Source organism: Paenibacillus sp. SEL3 (assembly GCF_054602585.1).
This window is the reverse complement of sequence record NZ_CM137725.1, coordinates 5,421,570-5,442,555: the sequence shown is the minus strand read 5'-3', so window position 1 is coordinate 5,442,555 and position 20,986 is coordinate 5,421,570. Positions and strand designations below refer to the sequence as shown.

Genomic DNA, 20,986 nt, shown 5'->3' with positions numbered 1-20,986 from the left:
TTTAATCTCCTTTAATTTTCTTCGTGAATAACCTCTTCCAAGTAATGACTAACCACATCGGAAGCCAAAAAAGCATAAATAAAATATAGATCGCAGCAATAACACCTTTCTGACCTATTAAATGATAAAGATCATGTAGAGATTGATAAAGACCCTCTCTAGCTGTTGACAGTTCCTCATCGTTTTCCTCTGGGTTCTCTTGCTGCATTTCCTGTGCACGTTCAGTTAATTCCTTAGATACAAACCAATATCCCACGATAAGGCCTATACCTAGATAGATATAAAAATATAGACCAGGAATAGATAATAAATTCAACTATTTTCCCCCTTTGAGCAAATACTTAAAATGTGTAATCGTGTCATAAGGTACAATATCGATAGCATCTACAATCCCCACTTGGACATTCCTCGTTGTTAAGTGAATCCATAGATAATGATAATATAATTGTCCTAGCGTTGTAATTTCTCTTCCTTTCCTCTCTTATCTACTTAATTTAAGGATTTCGGTTTCACACCCATAGCGCAATATTCATTTTATGACTTTTGGGTGTTTATTGTGAAGAGACTTGTATTTCGCTTAAAAATACTAGACTCTCTTCCACTTACTAATCATATTAGATCTATTCTCGTTATGTAAACAAATATTATTTATAGTCATGTGGAAATAGTATTTTAGAGAGAACTAAACTAATAATCTTAAAGTTCATAAAACAAATTATATATTGACTCCAAACATGTAAAGCCTCCTGGGAGTTATTATGCAAGGTTACGAACACTATAGATACTTCAACCACATACTCGTATAGAGTACGACCAATGACCGCCTGCGGCACTGTTGGACATTTGTGATTTCAATCCACGCACTCACATGGAGTGCGACGTGCAAATCCAGTTCAACATTCTATAATTGATGGAAATTTCAATCCACGCACTCACATGGAGTGCGACCCAGGGATATGTATACAGGGAGGGAATACGACCTATGATTTCAATCCACGCACTCACATGGAGTGCGACATGCGCCTGGTGTAGTCGGCAGCCGGGAAGCTGAGATTTCAATCCACGCACTCACATGGAGTGCGACTATCATCCGGTGCCCTAACCGTCATAGATTTAAGTGATTTCAATCCACGCACTCACATGGAGTGCGACCTGCCACTTCTGAAACAGATACTGACTCTGAACAATTTCAATCCACGCACTCACATGGAGTGCGACTCCCAATCTTCTAAGCTGCTGGTGGTTTTTGTGCATTTCAATCCACGCACTCACATGGAGTGCGACTCATAGGTTTTGCCATCTACATGCATAGGCCGTGATTTCAATCCACGCACTCACATGGAGTGCGACTGTAATCTTAGATGTGACTACTGTCCTTACACTTCACAATTTCAATCCACGCACTCACATGGAGTGCGACGGAGTATCGCCACAATTAATGAGGGCAACAGAGTATTTCAATCCACGCACTCACATGGAGTGCGACTGTTCAGGGGTCAATGCCTGGCTTGGCTGCTCCTATTTCAATCCACGCACTCACATGGAGTGCGACCGCGAAAATGCAGTAATTCATACCCTAATGATATCAATTCCACGCATTGTCGCAAAAACTGATGCCAAAAAGGCTTGTATCAACCATTGACTTTTACTGAAGGTAACTCATTCAATTACTTTTCGACAAATTTTGAGGTGCGAAGGACCCTGGTTTTTTATGTGAGCTTCACATTCGCACCTTACAAAATCAGTGGGCTTTCCATATCGTATACTTCTGGGAATAGGACACCAGCCCCCAAGACATTTTCTCATTCAAATAAGAATAAATAATTTTTTCCTGTTTCCGTTCCTGCCATGCCTTCAATACGATTTTCCTCGTATCATCGTCCATCATGACGGCCCCGTTTTCTTTTTTTAAATCCTTTGCCATTAATCAATTTTTTGTTAATCAATGTAAGGACAAAACGAAACGGTCGACATATACTCCTCGAAGCTCTTCCATCGCATCCAGTGCTAATGAGGCTCGTCCTAGACGATCTCTATGCAGAAAACCTACATAAGCATCCAAGCCCACAGCTTCCAGTGCCGATTTCATATCGTTGGACAGCAGTCTATAGGCAAAAGATAATAGGGCACTCACATTATCTAACGGAGGGCGTTTATGGCGTCCATGCTGCAAGATCAGCTCATCGAGAACGGAATTGTACTGAACTGCCACCGTCCCTTCCAAGCCACGTAAAATCTACAGTTCCTCTACTTCACGGACCTCTTCATGTTTTCGGATAAAGAGGCGCTCTCCACTTATACGACCAAGTGGCGACTGCTCCGTCATGATCCACGTACTCACATAGAGTGCGACTAGTGGCATAGGCACTAATGGCAACTCCCAATATATTTCAATCCACGCACTCACATAGAGTGCGACTACGTTTCCCACGCGGCAAGATCAAACTTTGGCTTATTTCAATCCACGCACTCACATAGAGTGCGACGTTTCGTAGCGGCAAAAGATATAATAACATCCGCAAGATTTCAATCTACGCACTCACATAGAGTGCGACTTCAGGCCACATCACCGCTGATTACTGGCAGGCGTGGCTTATTTCAATCCACGCACTCACATAGAGTGCGACAAAATATATAAATCATTAAAGTCACACCAGTCAATTTCAATCCACGCACTCACATAGAGTGCGACTTTTACAGTTCCTAGTTCGAAAGACTATGTCTAATAATTTCAATCCACGCACTCACATAGAGTGCGACGACAAATTAAGTACACTTGCGGTGGTAACCCGGTGTTATTTCAATCCACGCACTCACATAGAGTGCGACTTTTACTGTATAAATAATATCATAACATACATTAGGAGATTTCAATCCACGCACTCACATAGAGTGCGACCCAAAGATATTTCCAACGTCCATATATCCGTTTTGTAATTTCAATCCACGCACTCACATAGAGTGCGACTAATAGCGATTCTTGAGGTGTCAGTCCTACGCGATTTCAATCCACGCACTCACATAGAGTGCGACTTTGTAGCGTAGGCAGCGAATGCAATACCTGAGTAATTTCAATCCACGCACTCACATAGAGTGCGACTAGACCATCCTTATGAAGACGTAGACAGCACAGATATTTCAATCCACGCACTCACATAGAGTGCGACTCAACTTGCCAGTTACACAAAAACGATTTACCCGATGATTTCAATCCACGCACTCACATAGAGTGCGACAGGGTTCAAGTTATGGGGTTCAAAAAACAAGAAATTTCAATCCACGCACTCACATAGAGTGCGACAGCGAAAATGAAGGAATTAATACCCTAATGATATCAATTCCATGCATTTTCGAAAAAAACGATGCCAAACAAGCTTGAATCCACTATTGACTTCTATCAAAAAAAATAATTCGAATCCATTTCGACAAATTTCGAGGTGCGAAGGATCCAGTTTTTTTATGTGAGCTTCACATTCGCACCGTAACCAAGACAATACACTCAGGATACCACAAAACATTTCTCTGTCCCAGAGAATGCTCTATTTTCTAAAACAATAACGACTCTGCCCCGTCAATGACAATTTGTGCGCCAGTAATGTGACGCGAATGATCTGAGGCCAAAAATGTTACCAAATCAGCTACCTGCTCGGGTTGACCCGGTCCATCAGCCAACGGTTGTCCTCCTTCGGGAAACTTGACGGGGATGGTAATTTGCTTTAACCCTTCCGATTTCTCCGTGGTTTCATCAATATTTGTCGAAATGGCACCTGGATAGATGACATTCACACGAATACGGAACTTGGCCAGCTCCAGCGCAGCCATTTTAGCAAAACCGGTTTGACCCGCTTTCGATGTGCTGTAGGCTGACATCCCAAAGCTGGTAAAGCGCTGATTTCCATTAATGGAGCTGGTAATAATAATGCTGCCGCCACCGTTCTTTTTCAAATGTGGTATTGTATACTTCACCGTTAGGAAGGTGCCGTCCAGATTCGTAGACAACGTTTGGCGCCAATCCTCAATGCTCAGATCCTCAATCGGTCCGACGACCCCGTTAATCCCCGCATTAGCAAAAATGATATGCAGTCCGCCAAATAATTCAACCGCTTCCAGGACTGCTTTTTCCACACGCACCGGATCGGCAATGTCCACGTCAAAAGCCCTCGCTGATCCTTCACGTATAGCATTAATTTCTCTTTCCGTCTCCAAAATACGATCGCTACTTATGTCAAAAAGAGCGACATTTGCTCCTTCTCTAGCCATTTGAATGGCTGTTGCCTTGCCAATGCCAGAACCAGCTCCCGTGATTAGAGCCGTTTTGCCTTCAAAGCGTGCGCCTCCTGCATATGTGTAGCTCATATGTATCGCTCCCTTTCAGTAATCTGTATAATCACAAGATTACCCAAAAGGATATACTTTATAATCACCATTTTTGCGCATTTTTTGCTATTCTTTTGCGATATTTAAGAAAAGTACGAATATTACGCGCATTAGCGCGTCTTTCCTTCTCCTCCTCGTTACATTCTATAAATATCTTAACGAATCGTAATGTTCTATGTATTCATCAAAAAAAGGACGTATACATCCATATCCATGGTTGTATAACGTCCTTTTGCTTATTCATTTACCACTGCAGCTCAATAAATGCAGCATCATCATCAAGTCCCCCGGTGTGGGATGCATCCAGCAATACCTGTATCTGCTCATCAGGGACAGGCTCGCGAATGGGGTCCAAATCGGATAAACCGTCCGTATATACCTGTAATCTCATCGGCATATCTGCGGATATGCTTCTTTCGTACCAATGAGGCTTCCCTCCAATCGGCCCACGGCTTGTAGACCAGCGCTCCGCTGTAGAGAAGGTATGATCGAATAGCTCGCTGATTTCCTCGGCACCATTCCATAGTCGCAAACGTGAGTCCCCTTGCCAGGCAAGTCGGAGACGACCACGGCTACCACGCTTCGGCAGTTCGATTTTACCGCAAATATACATGGACTGGCTACCTTGACGACGTTTATCTTCCAATACCGAACGCATTAAGCCTGATTCGTGATCCAAAGGTTGCCGATCCAGTTCCTCTGCCGCTGTACCTGCCAAACGTTCAAGGTACACTCTCAATTGATCAGCAGACAGATCTTGTCCCCGTTCCATCCAATCCAGTAAAGAAGAACCCAGATAGCGGGCCGCAAAATCTCCTCGGTAACTGAGCCCGACACCATCACACAAGACAAAACAACAGACGGATTTATGAATACGTACTGCGGCGAAATCCTGTCCGCTTTCTCCCATACTGGCAGATTCGGCAGACCTTCCATAGCCATAACGACACATAAAACGACTGTGATGAGATGATAAAGGCTGATCGCCTGTCTGAGAGCTTATGTAAGCAAATTGCTGAGTCAGCCTTGCATTCATTCCCTTTTTTTTGCTCACGAGGAGCAGGGACAGCAGTGGATTCATGCTTTTACCTCCTTACCGTACAGGCGTTGCGGCCGACATTTGGAACCCAATGGACACCAGTTCCGCACAGGTTCCGGGTAGCATCATAATGGCTCCTTCACCTAACTGATAATCTGCCTCAAATAGCATTTCCCGATAGCTTTCAGGCAGCACAGAAGACATATCACGCAATTTCACAGCATGTTCATCCTGCAACGGCGTATTATGTGTTAGACCTTTCCAGCGACGGGGGTCCTGAATAGGCGTTTCCAGCAACCTGTCGGATAAAAATATATTTTCCACCAGTACATTACCGTCCGGTACGCTCATGCTCATAATACGCTTCGCAATCGGTTCCGGATCATCACCTGTGGAAACTCCATCTGTCATATGACAGACCAAAGGTGCAGGACAGTCCTGCATCCCTGGTAATTCCGCTTGCAAAATACGCTCAGCTTGCAAGAAGGCCTTTGCTGAATCTGAAAACCGTTTGGGTGTCAAATCGGGCAACGAACCAATGGCCGCGATTTCATCAATTCCCTTGACACCATTCAGCAGGTCATACACATCGTCACTATAAGCCAAAATCGCAATCCGATAGCGCGCTGTCAGCCGATTTCCTTTGGTTGACCGAAAAACCATCTGCCGGATCGCCAACGATATAGCTTCATATACAACGTCAATACGCCGCCGCCCCTCCATCAGCATGTTCATCGACGCGCTGATGTCAATCAGGTAAATGATCAGGGCGGGAGTGCGTTGTGAAGCCTGTATTGTATAATTCATGATTTGTACATGCTCCCCTCAGTTACCTTCTATCTCCATCTGTTTCGTATCTATCATTCCGTCCATATATAGACATATGAAATATTAAATTTTAGGCAGTCTAAAATTCGTGTCTCCTAAAAAGTTATAAATAGAGGAGGCCCGATATCCCACTTCACCTACCGAACGATAATAAGAAGGATTACTATCATATAGTGTTCTAAAACGCTTCGCAAAGCTCTTTGCCTTCGCAGCGCTGCCACCTTCCTGAGAGGCATACGCCTTGTTGTACAGGGAAATAAGCTGAAGAACGTTCTCCTTGTTTCGTGCATGCATGGACTCTTTTTGCTTTTGTTCCGCCTCGGCTGCTGCCTTACGAGCTGCCTCTTCCTGGGCGGCGCGGGCTTCCTGCTCTTTTTTCAAAGCCAAGTATTTTTCATACTTTGCCTGTTGATCATACGCTTTTTGCTTCGCCAACTTGGCAGCCGCCTGCTTATTTTGTTCCTTTTGAGCGAGATAAGCTTCATATTTAACCTGTTGAGCGATAAGGGCTTGCTGTTTCTTCTGCTCTTCCTGTTGCTTTTGAACAGCAAGTGCCTGTTGTTTGGCCTGCTGTTCCGCTTCCTGGCTTTGTTTCTCCGTCAGCAATTTTTGAGCAGCTTCCTGCTCGGCTGCCAGCTTTTCCTCGGCCGCCTTTGCAGCCTTCGCTGCCTCTTCCTGCTTGGCTGCCTCGATTTGCCGCTGATTGGACTGATCTGCAAGAATATTCACGGCTGGGATTCCAGCTGCCAATAGAACGACTGCGGCCGCAGTTGTCACGATAAACGCTTTGGAGCGATACCAGGCCTTTGTTTTTTCAGGTTGCTCTGGCGTCATGGGATTCAACTGCTCCTCTAGTCCTGTGATCGCAGCTGACACCTCCACATGCAAAGGACTGCCGTCTTCTACAAAATGATACAACGACCGGTATACTTCCAGCGCTGCAGCAGGTTTGTTTTGCTGCTCCAAATCACGTGCCTGTCGGAACAGCTTGTCCGTTACCCCACGCTCTCCTTGCTCCAGGGCGACCTGATTTAGCAGTGCAGCCTGTTCAGTCTTGAGCGGTGCAGGCGCTGACAAAGAGGATGCAGCTTCACTGGAAAGGCCACCCACCGCTGCCGATTCTATTGTTTCTGTCGCAGCAGGTTCCGGTTCTATAGCCTCAACTGAAATTTCCTGCTCAGTAACCGCATTAAGTACAACCAGCCATTCGCCAAAAGTAGGGCAACTGCTTAAATCCTGACTATCCCAAGCACGGCTGAACAATTCTACCACCTTGCTGCCCCAACGAGATTCCAGCGATTTTCGTAAAATAAAATAACGTTCGCAAGGCGTCTGCATTTCATGCTGATCAAAATAACTTTCGCCCCACGCTTTGTCGACTACTACACGGTCAGACCAGCCTAACATTTCTCCTATAATGATTGCCCCTGCAAAACGGTCTGCATACGCACTCCACAACCCGCTGTGGACGGTACGATGGGCGGCATACCCTGGCGAACCTGCCAATAGAGCGTCTGGACGATCCATTTTAGTACTATACATTTGTTCCACGTCCACCAATTCCACAGCTGACGTGCCTTCAGGCAGTTCCACTTCAGAAAAAAACGGAAGCATCACATTCGGCGCCGATAAATCACAGTGCGCCAATCCTTTTTGCTCCATAGCTGAACCGATCCCTGCCAATGCTCTGGCTAAAGCCAGACTATCGGAAGCCTCAAGCTGACGCTGATCTGTGAGACAATCGAACCATGTCATACCGTGAACCCATGGCATCAGTACCGCATACAGCAAATCAGGCTGCTCGGCAATCAGACTTCCGTTTCTTTCTGGAGTGAGCACATCACGCTTGCATACCTGCAAACCGGGAATATCCCCGTATGCTTCCATATGCTCAGATTGATAAACCATAGCCGGGATGCGGAACTTCGGAAAAAACACCTTAAGGGCTTTTGCCTCATGTGGCGCTCCGTTTTTGGCATTTAGCTGGTATACAATTCCCTGACGCCCTGCTTGAGCATAGGCTAAACCGGGTGCAGCGGGATGTCGTCCAACCACATAAGCTGTGCCGTTTATGATCAATTCGTCTCCCGGATTCGGTTGAAAAGACATGAAACATCCCTCTCCTTACATCATTCAGTATGCTAGTTTTCCTCACCTTATTATATACATCTATGGATGGCAAGAAAACCGGGTATCCGAAGATCGCCCGGTTTTTCCTGAACATCCTGTGCCAAACCGTGAGGAATGGCTCACATATTGCTTCTTAATAGAGTGGTATATGATAAGTTAATGCCTATCAGGCAAGACAACTTATTTCGTTTGGTCAACCGTGCGGAATTTGTTAGCGATAGCTGTCAATTCTTGACTGATGCTGTTCAAAGTCGTTACGAAAGCTTGCATTTGTTTGCTAGCTTCCTGAAACTCTTGGAAGAAGCGTTGTTTAGTCATACCTTCCCATTGACCTTCCATACCTGAGATGGACTGTGTCAAACTGGAAACGATCTGCTGGCTTTGCTCACCACTTTGTTTAAATTGGTTAGCCACCTGATCAACCTGTTCTGGGGTAATTAAAATGCGTCCTGCCATTTTTTGAGTCCTCCTTGATGATAAATAATGTTTTTGTTTATCTGGTTCAAATTGTACTATGGCTATTTAATTCCCTACAAAAGGCAAAGGACCTAATTGTAACAATCCCACTTTTTAACTATAAAACAGCACCTAACAGTATAATATTAACAAAAAAACACCTAATAAGTCCCATAAAGCCGGGAATTGTGGAACGAGCTCAAGTAATTTTGCAATCGATCCAGATTGTCCCGGAACGCGATCCCAACTAAGCGACAGGCTGATCTCTTACTGTAGACGGATCAGTAAAATACCAATCCTGCGGACTGCTAGAAGACGCCTGCATCAGAATATCCTGATGCAACGTTTCTACATCCGAAGACTGTACACCAGAAATGGCATGTACGACAGACTGCGGGTTAGAAATCAGGCTGCTTCCTTCCGAAGCTTGCCCAGGCAGAATAGACGGTGATTGCTGATTCGACCAATCGAGCATCGTGACGGGTCGTCCCAATGGTTGGCTGGCAAATGACAGTATCGTTTGATAGTTGTGGTCAACAGACTGAAACTGCTCTGCCTTTCGGTTCAGTTGTGTACCTGATGTATGGAGGTAAGCATGGATCTGTTCTGACATCCGCTTGGCCTGCATCCAATGATTCAAGATCGCCTCGCGTGCAGATACATCCCAATCCAGCGATTGTAACGCCTGCTCCAAACCTGCTGTTAACTGTTGAATTTGCTCCGCCGCATGCTGTAGCTGCCCGCTAAGCCCCCGAAGCACATCCGGTTCAACTCGAATGCGCATATTCATCACCCTTCTTCTGTCACTTCTTCATTCACTGCCGACTGTTTCAACCAATTTAATAATAAATCCACAAACTGATCTCTTGAAGCCATAGCTGCAATCAGCCAGTCCCCGTTACCACTAGAGCTCATCCGAAATATCCAGTTCATTGCAGGACACAGGACAAAGGCTGCCCGTTGTGATTCCCACTCCCTGCCGTTCCAAACCAGCAATTGCAGTTCTCCCTCAGCTACACGGGAACTCAAAGACTGAGCCAGTCTTGCAGACCCCTCTGCATCTCCGCTAGCCTCGGTCAGTTTACTGCTGATCAAAGACACACTTTCCCCTGCCGATTGCTCGTAAATTTTATTAAACGCCTGCTTGGAGAACATTAGTGCGGGGGATTCAGGCACAAGTCGATCTACCCAACCCATTTTATCAATCAATGTCTCGCAAGCCTTTTCCACATTACCCAGATCGTACAATCGATACTCATCGGGTTCATCAGCGGATTTCACGAGTTCCACTACACGCTCGTTCGTGCAATGGAGATAGCCTTCAAATTGCTTACCTCCCCGCACATAGCGTATACGGCAAGCCCTGTTGGATAATCCCGCGATAGCGACTCTTGAAAAAACAGTAGGAGGCATTGCTAGCTCTTTGCCCTTATCTACCCGCTTTAGATAACCCTTTTCCAAAAGAGTAGCTTTTACTTGCTCCCACTCTTCCGCCAACTCCTCTGCTAGATAGCCCTTAAACGGATCTTCCACCCCAAGCAGTCGGTCAGAACCCAATACGCCTGCCAGAAAAAACAGTTCCTTCGCCTTGAGGGTTATTAACTTCTGCTTGGAAGCTTGAAACGTTAACATTATGAGCCACCTCCCTTCAAACTACAACATGCCATCGGTCACGAATTTTCGTTATCCAATCCTCACAGCTCACTTGCTCTGAGAAGGGAATTGCCGCTTTTATCCTGGTAAATTTGCGCCGTACGTAGTACCCCTGCCCAGGTGGCAGGACTTTTAGTCCACCAGTAGCGGCGTTCGCCTCCGAATAAGGGATACGAAAGAACGATAGATCATTCGAATCTAGTGTTCCAAATAGCATACCGCTTTGGCTTGCCTTGACATCATTAAACCAGTCCACACCAAAGGTAGGAAAATCAGATGGCACACCCGAGAGCACGACATGCACATTGCGATCACGTCCCAACCGTACAATGGCGGAGAGCTGATCCTTTATCATAAAATCATTCAGTTGCTTGCTTAACATATCCGCATCATCAATGACCAGGAGCAATTCGGGATCATTCCCCTCCTTGTTCCGTTGTTGAACAATATCATACACTTGCTGTACCAGAGGTCCCATTTCTTCCTCACTTTCAGCAGCAGCCTTAACATGAGGAAGATGTCGTAATCTAGATAGTCCCCCGCCTCCATAGCGTGTATCGATCGTATAGACTTCCAATTGATCGGGTGATGTATAATAAGCCAGCGATATAATCCAGCTCATTAGAAAGGAGGTTTTTCCACCCTCCATTGGACTACCCACAATAAAATTGGGCCCTTCTTTCAGATTCAGGAGAAAAGGCTCAAGATCGTCACTCTGTAGGCCTACAGGTACTTCGTAAGGTAGTGCGCCCGATGGTCCACTTGTCCGATCCCACTGCTGAAGCAGTTCCGATAGTGGAATCCGCTCAGGTAATGGTAGGATAGCTGGTGCGTGCTTGCCTTTCCATTCCTGCACAATGCCAGCAATATTGCGGCGTAGCCGTGCTGATCGCTCCGCCTCATCTTCTCCTGGTGAGGGCAGTGCCGTCTGGAACTCCAGCGGAGGAACATGCCCTTTAACCAGAGCGCGACCTGGAATTAACGGTCCTGGCGTTTTGGCTGGTCGCCCTACCGCATAGTAATAGTCACTCGGGTCGGACATTTCAAAAGAAACTGCATTCGGTATGTTACTGCGGAATTTCTCAAACACATCGGTAATCCGGTTCGCTGTAATGATAAACGTGATGCCTAGACTACCTCCTTCTCGCAAAAGAGATTCCAACAGTTCATTTTCATCTGGATAAGCATTACGGAAATTAAGATATCCATCAATAACTACGACAATTTGCGGGATATCCTCGACAGCAGAACGTCGATAAGAGCTTATTGTTTTGACTCCAGCCTCGGAAAGCATTTCCTTGCGTACGGCCACCATCTTGAACAGATAACGGAACAATCGCTTGATCCGGTCATCCTCCTCAGCCATCATAACAGCCCCGATTTGGGGAAGTTCCCCAAAGTCGCGCATCGTTCGACCCATGTCAATGATATAACCATTCCAATGATTCGCAGCAAAACGCTGAGCCGTGGACATCAGCAACGTATGCAAAAAGGTTGTTTTCCCCATGCCGGGCATGCCATACACAGCCCAATGACCATGATCTAGCGATGCATAAATTGGCTCCTGTCGCTGATTCGGCAAATCATCTACTAGACCAATAAGAGCCTTCAGATCCAAAGGTGATGATGTACTATCTATTTCGGTGCATACCGGCAAATTTGTTAAATCCAGCAATTCAGGCAGCGGCGGAAGCCACGGTCCCTGAAGTCGTTCGATCCCTGCCTTAGCAGCCTCATTCGCAATATAATCAATAAATACTTGAAGCTGTTTAGGGGCTTCTTCTCCTTTTAAGCCTGAGCTTGCCCGTTCGCCGCCCGTCAGTAGCGCTTCACGTTTTCCGTTCAGTCTCACCTCATGTACAGGTAGTGCAGAAGAAATATCGCTGTTGCCTATATACGGCGCACCGCTCCAAGCAAACTGCATCTCTTCAAATACTTCGTCACTACCCACTTGGAAATATCCTCGTCCCGGCTTCGTAATCCACGCGGCATTCGGTATTTTCAACATGTCACGGCTATCGCCTTCGCTTTGCACCCGTAAGCAGATGCGGAATCTGGAGTTACTCCAAATCTTGTCATCCACGACACCTGCAGGCTTTTGCGTCGCCAAAATCAAATGGACACCTAGTGTCCGCCCAATCGCAGCAATACTGATTAGCTCGTCCATAAACTCTGGCTGATCCCGCTTTAATTGTGCAAATTCATCAATAATAATAACCAGATGAGGCAGCGGTTGTTCCTGCCGCTGCCGGAGTAGTCTGTAATATTCATCAATATGCTGTAAATTGCCTGCATCGTTCAATATCTTCTGCCGACGAACCAGTTCTGCTTTAAGAGATATTTTGGCACGTTCAATCAAATTATTGTCCAAGTTCGTGATCGTACCCACAACATGCGGCAAGTTAACGAACGTGTTGGACATGCCTCCACCCTTGTAATCGATCAGCATAAAAGCAAGATCATGCGGATGAAACTCGGCAGCAAGCGAGGCTACGATGGACTGGATAACCTCACTCTTTCCTGAACCCGTTGTACCGGCGATCAAGCCATGGGGACCATGCCCTTGACGCTCTATCTTATCATGCAGGTTAATCATAATCTTCTTGCCGCCTGCTCGCACGCCCATTGGCACAGGTAAGGTATCAGGATGGCGGTTACGACGCCACCGATCTGTCACATCCAGTTCTTCCACACTTGCTACGCTCATCATATCAAACAGAGGCAGCACAGCGGGAATATCAGAAGCTGAGGAACGCTTCAAGCGAATAGGAGCCATGTACCGCGCTAATGCATCGGCTTCCTCTTTTGACAAACGATCCGGTTTAAAACTTTGCTGTTCAACCTCCGCCGACTCTGATTTACGGGCATATACGCCCTGCTCTTTGGTAGCCTCCACAATCAGCTGACACTGCATCGGCAAAGCCTCTTTACGAGAAGCCAGCACAATCGTACACGCATCAATGGCCCGGCCGTCTTCCAATAACAACGGCAGCAACGGTTCTTCCTCAATCAGCTGGGTGTCAGATAAAACAACGACATAACAAGGGACTTCCATCCCTTTGCCTTGACGATCATTACGATTATTTTTACGGCGGTTCAGTCTGGCAAACAGAAAATCTGCTAATTGATGTGCACTACTACTGCGGTCTGACATCATTCTCTGGATTCGGTCATCATCCCACACATGTGGAAGCCAGCGCATCCAGGTCCATTCACTTTCCTCTCGCTCGTCATAGAAGGAAGCAATTTTCACTTCATCTGGCGAGTGACGAACCGTCACTTGTGCCAAAATGACTCTTAACGCAGCAAGGGTATGTTCCCGATCGCCGACCAATCCAACCACTTTGGATTGAAACAGCGGTAATGCAATGGAAGCAGCGTCTACCAGACGAAATTCTTCTTCCAGTTCATCCGCAGCTCCCAACAAAGGATCTCGGTCATAACCGTCTGGGCGTGGAATTTGCAATTTTATATGAAAGGGAACTTGTCCAGTTCCAATACGCACCTGCAAAAAGTCCTCATCCTCCGGTGATCGTTCCCAAAGTGAACTGTTGCGGTTTTTGACAATTTGAGTGCATATTTGCGGGTCACCGTGAATTTCATATAGTGTGCGAATTTGCTCCTCGCGTTTCATTTCAAGTTCTTCACGATGCTTTTGGAGCTGTTCCCGGTACATGCGGTCCCGTTCCTCTAGCTTGCGCTTGTATTCCTTCTTATTATTTAGATAGACAAAAAAAGGAATCGTATAAGATGTAAGCATCATGACCACAGTGACCATTTGGAACATCAAATAGTTACTGTTGCCCATCTTGCCTGTTTTGCTCATATATACGTAAAAGCCTATAGTCACCAACGTCATCATTAACGGAATAAGTATAGATATAATAGAAAAAGACGGCTTGCTCGGCTCAGCCGGAGGCCGTAAAATCTCCAGCTTCTCCTCTCGGAGCGCCGGCCTTAATCTCGGGGATCGCTGGTATAATGCATTCAAGACAAAAGTCCCCCTTTTCGCTTACTATTTCATTTTACCAAGGTTTCATATAATTTCATGTGTGTATTTACCCATTTTTTTCATTTTGAAACAGAGAACGCCTTCCATACACAGGCGCTTCGTCCTGAGTTGTCGAAAAAGCGCGCTGAATACGCACAGTACAGCCTTCCCGCAAGCCGGATCCTGTAAGTAGCTGGTTATCTCCCACCCTGAACCAGAGCCCTTCCGGGAACTTTGCTTCCATAATATATTGCATGCCTTCCGCCGGAGGCTCGCCGAAAATGCGCACACCCAGCATCAGCTTTAAATGTTCCACCGAGTATTCATCAGCTACCTCGATGTCAAACCACTCTGTTTCCTGTCGTCCTGAAAGCACGGTCAGGATCATCTGTCATCCCTCCCGATCCTTAATATATAGCAAAGTTCACGCAAAAAGCCTATTTCCACGGAAATATGGCTATCGTAACTGTAGCATCCGACTATTAGACTGTCAATTTGTTACAAAATACCCACTCCAAAAATAAAATAGTGACTTTGGTCATAGTTTCTCATATTAGTAGAGTCATTGGTATCAATAATATGTATTGGATCGGTTCTAATATGGGTATATACGTCATTTTGTCGATTAGTTAGAACTAAATTCGATTGTTACCTAGATTGTTGTGAACACTTTGTAAATTTTTCAGACCTTTATGTTTTTATAAGGTGTTTTTAAGGTAATTTTAAGAAACGGGCACTACAATTAAGCCATGAAATAACTCAGGCGAGGTGATTTTTGTGAGAACATTAATTACATTTCAAAACAAACGTATTCCCGTATACTTCAATCAAGAAAATAAGCAACCAGTACAAAAAACATTAAAACTTCTAAGTAACACTTTGGAGAATAAAATCTCCAGCGGCAAGCGTGCCCTTCAAAAATGCCTTAACTCTTTGATCAGTATAGAGATTGTCGGTTGTGAAGCCATCCTGCATAGTGTTAGTGAAAATGATTCATTGGCATTGTCCCTCTATTAAGAGGGACTTTTTTTGTCCACTTTAGACACACAAAAAAGAGAGGGACATTTCAGCACCCTCTCCATATCAGCAGCTTTAAAACATGATACATGTGACTTACCGCAGCTTATGGATTGATCAGACTTTATTTAAAGTATTCTGCGATAACCTTTTTTACCGCCTCGTTCCTTATTCTGCGCCTTCTCAATCCGTATTCTAAACAGTTCTAGTAAATTAGCGCGTGTATGCTCTTCCCGGCAGTTGTCCAGCTTTTTTAAGATAAAACGGTCAATGGACATATGACTCAGGCTCCTTTACAGCAAGCTGCCCCTGCTTTTCAAGGGGATGATCAGGCTATCCATTTTTAACCATTCTGCCTGTTGTTTAAACAGGTACGTTCCTTATAGGATAAAGCAGGCGGGATTACATACCCTTTAATAAGGGTAAATACATAAAGTTTCGATAATTTTATCACGTTAAGCCTGGAAGCTATGGACAAGGAGCGAACAAAAACCATGAGTAAACACATGATTACCAAAATAGTCTGCAACCTTTTATTCGCATTCTTAATTCTAACGATGCTGGCTGCATGCAGCAGGGAAAAAGCTTCAACCCGGAGTATAGCCCAACATGAAGCTGAAGCACGTGCCTACACCGTAACGGGTAATCCCAACCAAGGTGCATCATCCCTTGATGAACGAGCTGCCAATCATACACCTGTCCATCAGCAAGGCAGCAGCTATGTCGAAATATCAGGTGGCGTCAGCATTGATAAAAATACCGTGAAGGTTACAGGACATTCCAACCTCCCGGCCGGAGCACGGATCAAAGGGAATCTTGCGGTCAAAAACTCCCTGTTAACTGGGTACACGGATGAGACAACCGTTCAAAAGGACGGAAGTTTTGTACTCCAGGTACAACGCCCCGGAATACAGGGCAGTATGGATCTGACTGTTCTGTTCCGTCCAGATGACCAAGACAATGAAATACGAAATCTGTATGGCAGCGGTGGCAACAAATTGGAAGGTCCTTATGTATATCAATACGAAGAAAACAAACAGCTTCTGCATGAAGTTCGGATTGGGGCTGAATTTGATCCTGAACAAGAACGCAATACCCCTTTAGTTAAGCCCGTCTGGAACAAACCTAAGGACTACGGCAGCCCTCAAGTGTGGATTAAGCCTGATGTGAAGCAAGAGGGTAACTATTATCATGTATATGCGCGCAGCAATTTGCTGGAAGGGTCGGACGTCAAACTCAAGATTGATTTTCCGGGACGATGGCAGTTTGGCTACGATGATCAAACCAAAGTTATGCCTGACGGCTCCTTCAGCATGAGGGTCAAAAAGCCGAGCCTTGCCAACCGCTACATCATAATCATAAGTTTCGAACCAAACGAAGATATGTGGACCAACGCCAAACAGGCGTATGGTACACAAGGAGAACGTCTTTCGGGACCGTTAGTCAAATCTGCAGACGAAAAAGAGGGCTCCAAACAGATTGAAGCCCGTATCCCTATCCAACCCAAATCGTAACTAAACGCAGCATCTAACTTAAAGTTACGGCCGTTCGCCATGAAATACGCTTCACAGATACAGTCTATGACGCGGTTTCCACGTATGAGTAGATACAGAGTCTCATGTCGTCTAGCCGCTACGGCTGTATCGTGACTGGCGTGCCTATACTTACCCTCTCCTGAAGCTCAAGCACATCCTTATTCTGCATTCGAATGCAGCCATGTGACACCATCTTGCCAATGGACCATGGCTCATTGGTGCCGTGAATGCCATAATGCGGCTTGGACAGCCCCATCCAGAACGCTCCGAAAGGTCCGCCCGGATTAGGTTGTTTGTTAATAATCGTAAATTGCCCATGCGGTGTCTGTGTAGCCAGCTTGCCAATACCGACTGGATAATTAAGAACAATCTGATCTCCATCCTTCAAATATAAACGACGATCCGATAAATCCACCACAATGCTGTAGTTCGGCATATATTCACCCCTTTATACCATATGCCGACTACAACATAGATTTTCGTATATTTTTACATTTGATACTTCACTGCAGTTCGGCTCACCACTCCACATCACGTCGCCAGCCACTTCGCTGATCCCTACGCCCCGGGGTTGTGCTTGAACGACTATCTTTCCTGCGCCGGTCTGCTTCCTTACGCGCCTGATATTCCAGTTCCCGCTGCATTTTGCGATAATTGTTCACTCTGGATTCCGACAATTCCCCTCTCTCTATAGCTTCCTCCACTGCACATCCAGCTTCGCCCTTATGCTTGCAATCTGCAAAACGGCACTGCTGCGCCGTTTCCATAATATCCGTGAAGGTATGAGCGACACCCATGGAATCATCCCATAGATTAAGCTCGCGCATACCAGGTGTATCCAGCAAAACGGCTTGCTTTGCGATAGGAAAAAGCTGTCGGTGAGTGGTTGTGTGCCTGCCCCGACTGTCTTCCTCCCTCACATCCTGTGTCAGTTGAACCTCAGACTCGGAGAGCCAGTTTACTATCGTGGATTTGCCACTACCGGAAGAGCCTGTCAAAGCAACTGTAGAGCCAGGCTGAAGAAACGTCTCCAGTTGCTCTCTGCCTTCATTCTGCAAAGCAGAAATAACGATAACAGGTACACCAGGGGCAACTCCCTCCGCTTCAGCAACCCGTTGTTCGACATCTTCACAAAGGTCACTCTTACTCAAAACGACAACCGGGTTTACCCCGCTGTTCCAAGCCATAATTAAATACCGTTCCAGTCTGCGCATATTAAAATCATGATTCAGCGCATTAACAAGGAACAGCGTATCCACATTGGTAGCGATCAGCTGCTCCCTCGTCTCAAAGCCCGCTGCCTGTCTAGATATTCGACTTTTCCGCGGCAAGACGGCATGAATTACTGCATCCGACACTTCATCTGGCGTAGTGATTGCTAGCCAGTCCCCTACAGCAGGCATTTCCGCCGGATCGACAACAGCATGTCGTAGCTTACCTGAAGACACTCCCCAGCGTTCTCCATCCATTGTGATAAGCTTCACCTTTTGTCCGTAATCGGCAATCAAGCGAGCAGGACGTACCTGTGTATTTCCTGTGCGTTCCTCAAAGCCTTGCTTCCATTGGTCCCAAAAAACGTTCCAGTAATCAGACCAACCGTATTCATGTATACTCATTGTTTTCCTCCTGAATTCATTGTTCATTTTTGATCGTAATGTTATTTGATAGGTGTACATTTTCTCCCCGCATGCGAACAACGCGAAAAATCCGCAGGGGTTTCCCTGCGGAGGGTATACGATTCAGGTCGATGCGATCCGTTCGTTCACTTAAGCAAGCAGTCTCTCACAGACCACTCCCCAGAACCAACAACTGGATAACAAGACGCCTAACCATAAAAAATCCGCAGGGAATCACTCCCTGCGGATTTTGTTGGTTCTACTGTCCAACCAACTGCTAAGCCAAGACTATAGATCTATACAGTCTTTAACTGTGCATTGTCCGTGCGGGAGACAAGTCATTCTGCTGCTGAACCCATCCATTCATGTTCGTACGCATATAACATCGCCTCCTCCTAAAATTTCCTTTATCATACAAGTCCATCAATTGTCTGTCAAGGCAGCTACGAAACTTTTTTGAAATCTTTGTCAAGTTTCGTTTAGCGTACCTGATCCCAGCGCGTCCACATCTCACGCGGGTTCAATTCGTACATTTCCCGTTCCCTGTACATAAACTGATGCATAATCAGCTCACGCCGAATCGTTGCAAAATCCTCATGGTATTGCTTGATCCACTCGTTTAATTCACGTTCAGGATACATGCGGCCTGGCTCCAGCTTTTCTGCCAGCATCTGAAGTACGATCAATTTTTTCTTATACTGCGCAGGGATTTGGCGCAACTTGCCGTCCTTGGAAAAAAAATTGCGTAAGACCGATGCCTCCAGCGTTTCATTCAACTCTGACATCTCTTCCTCCCCCTCTCCTTTTTCGAAAATAAATCGCACCGTCGCCTCGGCATGCTGCCGGATCAATTCTGGATTCAGTGTAAAATACACCGTGTTTTTATCACGTCGTTCCTTAATCAACCCAGTCTCACGAAGTTTGGAAGCATGATGCGTAACAGTCGGTTGGGACAAATTCAGCTTTTTCGCCAAAGCTTGGCCATGCATCTCCCCACGGGACAAAAGAAGTAATATCCGCATTCGCATTGGATCAGCAAGTGCTTTATGATAATTGACCATTTTATCCAGTTGCATCGTTATTGCACCTCTTTTCACTAGTACATACTTGCTATGCAAACGAATTCAATCACATATAATTAGATATATATCTAATTATATGTTCACTAAATGTGGCTGTCAATCTTCACCGTCTGTCATCTTTTCTGAAAACGGCTGGATATTGTGTTCGCATTGCGGTAGGATTATTATTTGAAAACTTCTCACATACTGAGCGATTTGCTTCAATCCTGAGATCCGTTTTTAATCGTCAAAATAATGTTAACCCTACAAAACTGGCGTAATAAACCAATACAACTGGAGGTTCATCCAAATGCACGACGTAATCATTATCGGTGGCGGACCCTGTGGACTATCTGCTGCAATCGAATGCACCCGCAGAGGTTTGCAAACTGTCATTATTGAAAAAAGCAACATCGTTCACTCCATTTTTCTGTATCCGACGAACATGCAGTTTTTTAGCACCGCCGAACTACTGGAAATCGGTGATGTACCGTTCAGCACCCCTAATGACAAACCTTTTCGTCATGAAGCACTGGCGTACTATCGTAAAGTAGCTACACATTATAACTTGAACATTCAGCATTATGAGGAGGCCCAGTCTATTCATCGCCAGGATGACGGTACATTTACTGTACATACCCTGAGCAAAGGAGAAATAACCAAAACGTGTTCGTCACGCTATGTCGTTGTGGCTACAGGATATTTTGATCATCCGAACTATTTGGGCATTCCCGGGGAACAATTGGATAAAGTCACTCACTATTTCAGCGAAGCCCATCCCTATACAGGAACCCGGGTCGCAGTTATCGGTGGCAGTAACTCTGCGGTAGATGCTGCGATGGAATTGGTGCGGGTCGGAGCTACGATTGATATGGTATATCGTCGAAGCGAGTTGTCCCAATACATCAAGCCGTGGGTTCGTCCACTGTTTGACAGTATGGTACAAAAAGGGAAGATCACGCTGCATTTAGGCGCACGCATTACCGAAATTCATCCAGACCATGTCGTAGTCACTCCGCTGGACACTGAAGCATTCCGACTCGAAAATGATTTTGTACTGGCACTGACTGGATTTCACCCGGAACGAAAACTACTGGAGTCTGTCGGCGTTCATATGGCTGAAGATCTGGACAAACCAGAATTTAATCCTGCCACGATGGAAACGAACATCCCAGGTATATATGTCGCGGGGGTCATCGCTTCAGGCAGCAATGCCAATGAAGTGTTTATTGAAACAGGCCGCTGGCACGGGCGTCAAATCGCGGAGCATATCCAAAGCTAAA

At 45.8% G+C, this 20,986-nt stretch carries 18 protein-coding genes, 1 pseudogene and 2 CRISPR repeat arrays; of the genes and pseudogenes, 3 read left to right on the top strand and 16 right to left on the bottom strand.

What is annotated here, in order from left to right:
• Nucleotide 1: 1 nt before the first annotated feature.
• The 12 genes and pseudogenes from ACYCS5_RS25190 to ACYCS5_RS25135 all read right to left on the bottom strand — a co-directional run bounded on the left by ACYCS5_RS25190 (nt 2) and on the right by ACYCS5_RS25135 (nt 14,862).
• Nucleotides 2-316 (bottom strand): hypothetical protein, encoded by a 315-nt coding sequence (locus tag ACYCS5_RS25190; protein ID WP_165147470.1) that lies wholly within the window; start codon nt 314-316, stop codon nt 2-4.
• A 532-nt stretch (nt 317-848) separates the two neighbouring features.
• A CRISPR array of direct repeats spans nt 849-1,552; the repeat unit is 32 nt; unit sequence ATTTCAATCCACGCACTCACATGGAGTGCGAC.
• Nucleotides 1,553-1,768: 216 nt separating this feature from the next.
• A pseudogene (gene cas1, locus ACYCS5_RS25185) lies at nt 1,769-2,236 on the bottom strand (CRISPR-associated endonuclease Cas1); the annotation flags it as partial.
• Complete coding sequence (locus ACYCS5_RS25180) at nt 2,237-2,368, bottom strand: hypothetical protein (RefSeq protein WP_425312600.1); 132 nt, start codon at nt 2,366-2,368, stop codon at nt 2,237-2,239.
• An 18-nt stretch (nt 2,369-2,386) separates the two neighbouring features.
• Nucleotides 2,387-3,301: direct repeats of the CRISPR family, unit length 32 nt.
• Nucleotides 3,302-3,546: 245 nt separating this feature from the next.
• A complete protein-coding gene (locus ACYCS5_RS25175) occupies nt 3,547-4,356 on the bottom strand; it encodes an SDR family oxidoreductase (protein ID WP_459760270.1) in 810 nt (269 codons plus the stop codon).
• A 265-nt stretch (nt 4,357-4,621) separates the two neighbouring features.
• The gene (locus tag ACYCS5_RS25170; protein ID WP_165147473.1) at nt 4,622-5,458 is read right to left on the bottom strand and encodes a hypothetical protein; all 837 of its coding nucleotides are present in this window, start codon (nt 5,456-5,458) and stop codon (nt 4,622-4,624) included.
• Nucleotides 5,459-5,470: 12 nt separating this feature from the next.
• Nucleotides 5,471-6,223 (bottom strand): vWA domain-containing protein, encoded by a 753-nt coding sequence (locus ACYCS5_RS25165; RefSeq protein ID WP_013309992.1) that lies wholly within the window; start codon nt 6,221-6,223, stop codon nt 5,471-5,473.
• Between the two features lie 84 nt (nt 6,224-6,307).
• Nucleotides 6,308-8,353: a serine/threonine-protein kinase gene (locus ACYCS5_RS25160; protein ID WP_165147476.1), complete on the bottom strand. Its 2,046-nt coding sequence runs from the start codon at nt 8,351-8,353 to the stop codon at nt 6,308-6,310.
• Between the two features lie 201 nt (nt 8,354-8,554).
• A complete protein-coding gene (locus ACYCS5_RS25155) occupies nt 8,555-8,830 on the bottom strand; it encodes a WXG100 family type VII secretion target (RefSeq protein ID WP_013309990.1) in 276 nt (91 codons plus the stop codon).
• A gap of 247 nt (nt 8,831-9,077) precedes the next feature.
• Nucleotides 9,078-9,614: a WXG100 family type VII secretion target gene (locus tag ACYCS5_RS25150; RefSeq protein ID WP_029517064.1), complete on the bottom strand. Its 537-nt coding sequence runs from the start codon at nt 9,612-9,614 to the stop codon at nt 9,078-9,080.
• 5 nt (nt 9,615-9,619) lie between these two features.
• Entirely contained in the window at nt 9,620-10,462 is an 843-nt protein-coding gene (locus tag ACYCS5_RS25145; protein ID WP_029517063.1) for a hypothetical protein, read from the bottom strand.
• A gap of 16 nt (nt 10,463-10,478) precedes the next feature.
• Nucleotides 10,479-14,474 (bottom strand): type VII secretion protein EssC, encoded by a 3,996-nt coding sequence (gene essC, locus ACYCS5_RS25140; RefSeq protein ID WP_165147479.1) that lies wholly within the window; start codon nt 14,472-14,474, stop codon nt 10,479-10,481.
• A gap of 67 nt (nt 14,475-14,541) precedes the next feature.
• Nucleotides 14,542-14,862, bottom strand: coding sequence for a hypothetical protein (locus ACYCS5_RS25135; RefSeq protein WP_029517061.1), 321 nt, complete (start codon nt 14,860-14,862; stop codon nt 14,542-14,544).
• Between the two features lie 389 nt (nt 14,863-15,251).
• Here ACYCS5_RS25135 and ACYCS5_RS25130 point away from each other — a divergent pair, with 389 nt between their 5' ends.
• The gene (locus ACYCS5_RS25130; RefSeq protein ID WP_013370782.1) at nt 15,252-15,491 is read left to right on the top strand and encodes a hypothetical protein; all 240 of its coding nucleotides are present in this window, start codon (nt 15,252-15,254) and stop codon (nt 15,489-15,491) included.
• Nucleotides 15,492-15,619: 128 nt separating this feature from the next.
• On the opposite strand, the gene ACYCS5_RS25125 is transcribed toward ACYCS5_RS25130, so the two are convergent.
• Nucleotides 15,620-15,769, bottom strand: a complete 150-nt coding sequence (locus ACYCS5_RS25125; RefSeq protein ID WP_023988262.1) for a hypothetical protein — start codon at nt 15,767-15,769, stop codon at nt 15,620-15,622.
• Between the two features lie 216 nt (nt 15,770-15,985).
• Between ACYCS5_RS25125 and ACYCS5_RS25120 the strand changes: the two genes are divergently transcribed.
• Nucleotides 15,986-17,005, top strand: a complete 1,020-nt coding sequence (locus ACYCS5_RS25120) for a hypothetical protein (protein WP_029517060.1) — start codon at nt 15,986-15,988, stop codon at nt 17,003-17,005.
• A 118-nt stretch (nt 17,006-17,123) separates the two neighbouring features.
• Here the strand turns inward: ACYCS5_RS25120 and ACYCS5_RS25115 are convergent, their stop codons facing one another.
• From ACYCS5_RS25115 to ACYCS5_RS25105, 3 genes are all read right to left on the bottom strand, one after another.
• The gene (locus tag ACYCS5_RS25115) at nt 17,124-17,462 is read right to left on the bottom strand and encodes a L,D-transpeptidase (RefSeq protein ID WP_029517059.1); all 339 of its coding nucleotides are present in this window, start codon (nt 17,460-17,462) and stop codon (nt 17,124-17,126) included.
• An 82-nt stretch (nt 17,463-17,544) separates the two neighbouring features.
• Nucleotides 17,545-18,642: a ribosome small subunit-dependent GTPase A gene (rsgA, locus tag ACYCS5_RS25110; RefSeq protein ID WP_029517058.1), complete on the bottom strand. Its 1,098-nt coding sequence runs from the start codon at nt 18,640-18,642 to the stop codon at nt 17,545-17,547.
• Nucleotides 18,643-19,121: 479 nt separating this feature from the next.
• The gene (locus tag ACYCS5_RS25105; RefSeq protein ID WP_165147482.1) at nt 19,122-19,718 is read right to left on the bottom strand and encodes a DUF2087 domain-containing protein; all 597 of its coding nucleotides are present in this window, start codon (nt 19,716-19,718) and stop codon (nt 19,122-19,124) included.
• Between the two features lie 295 nt (nt 19,719-20,013).
• Between ACYCS5_RS25105 and ACYCS5_RS25100 the strand changes: the two genes are divergently transcribed.
• A complete protein-coding gene (locus ACYCS5_RS25100) occupies nt 20,014-20,985 on the top strand; it encodes a YpdA family putative bacillithiol disulfide reductase (protein ID WP_165147485.1) in 972 nt (323 codons plus the stop codon).
• Nucleotide 20,986: the final 1 nt, after the last annotated feature.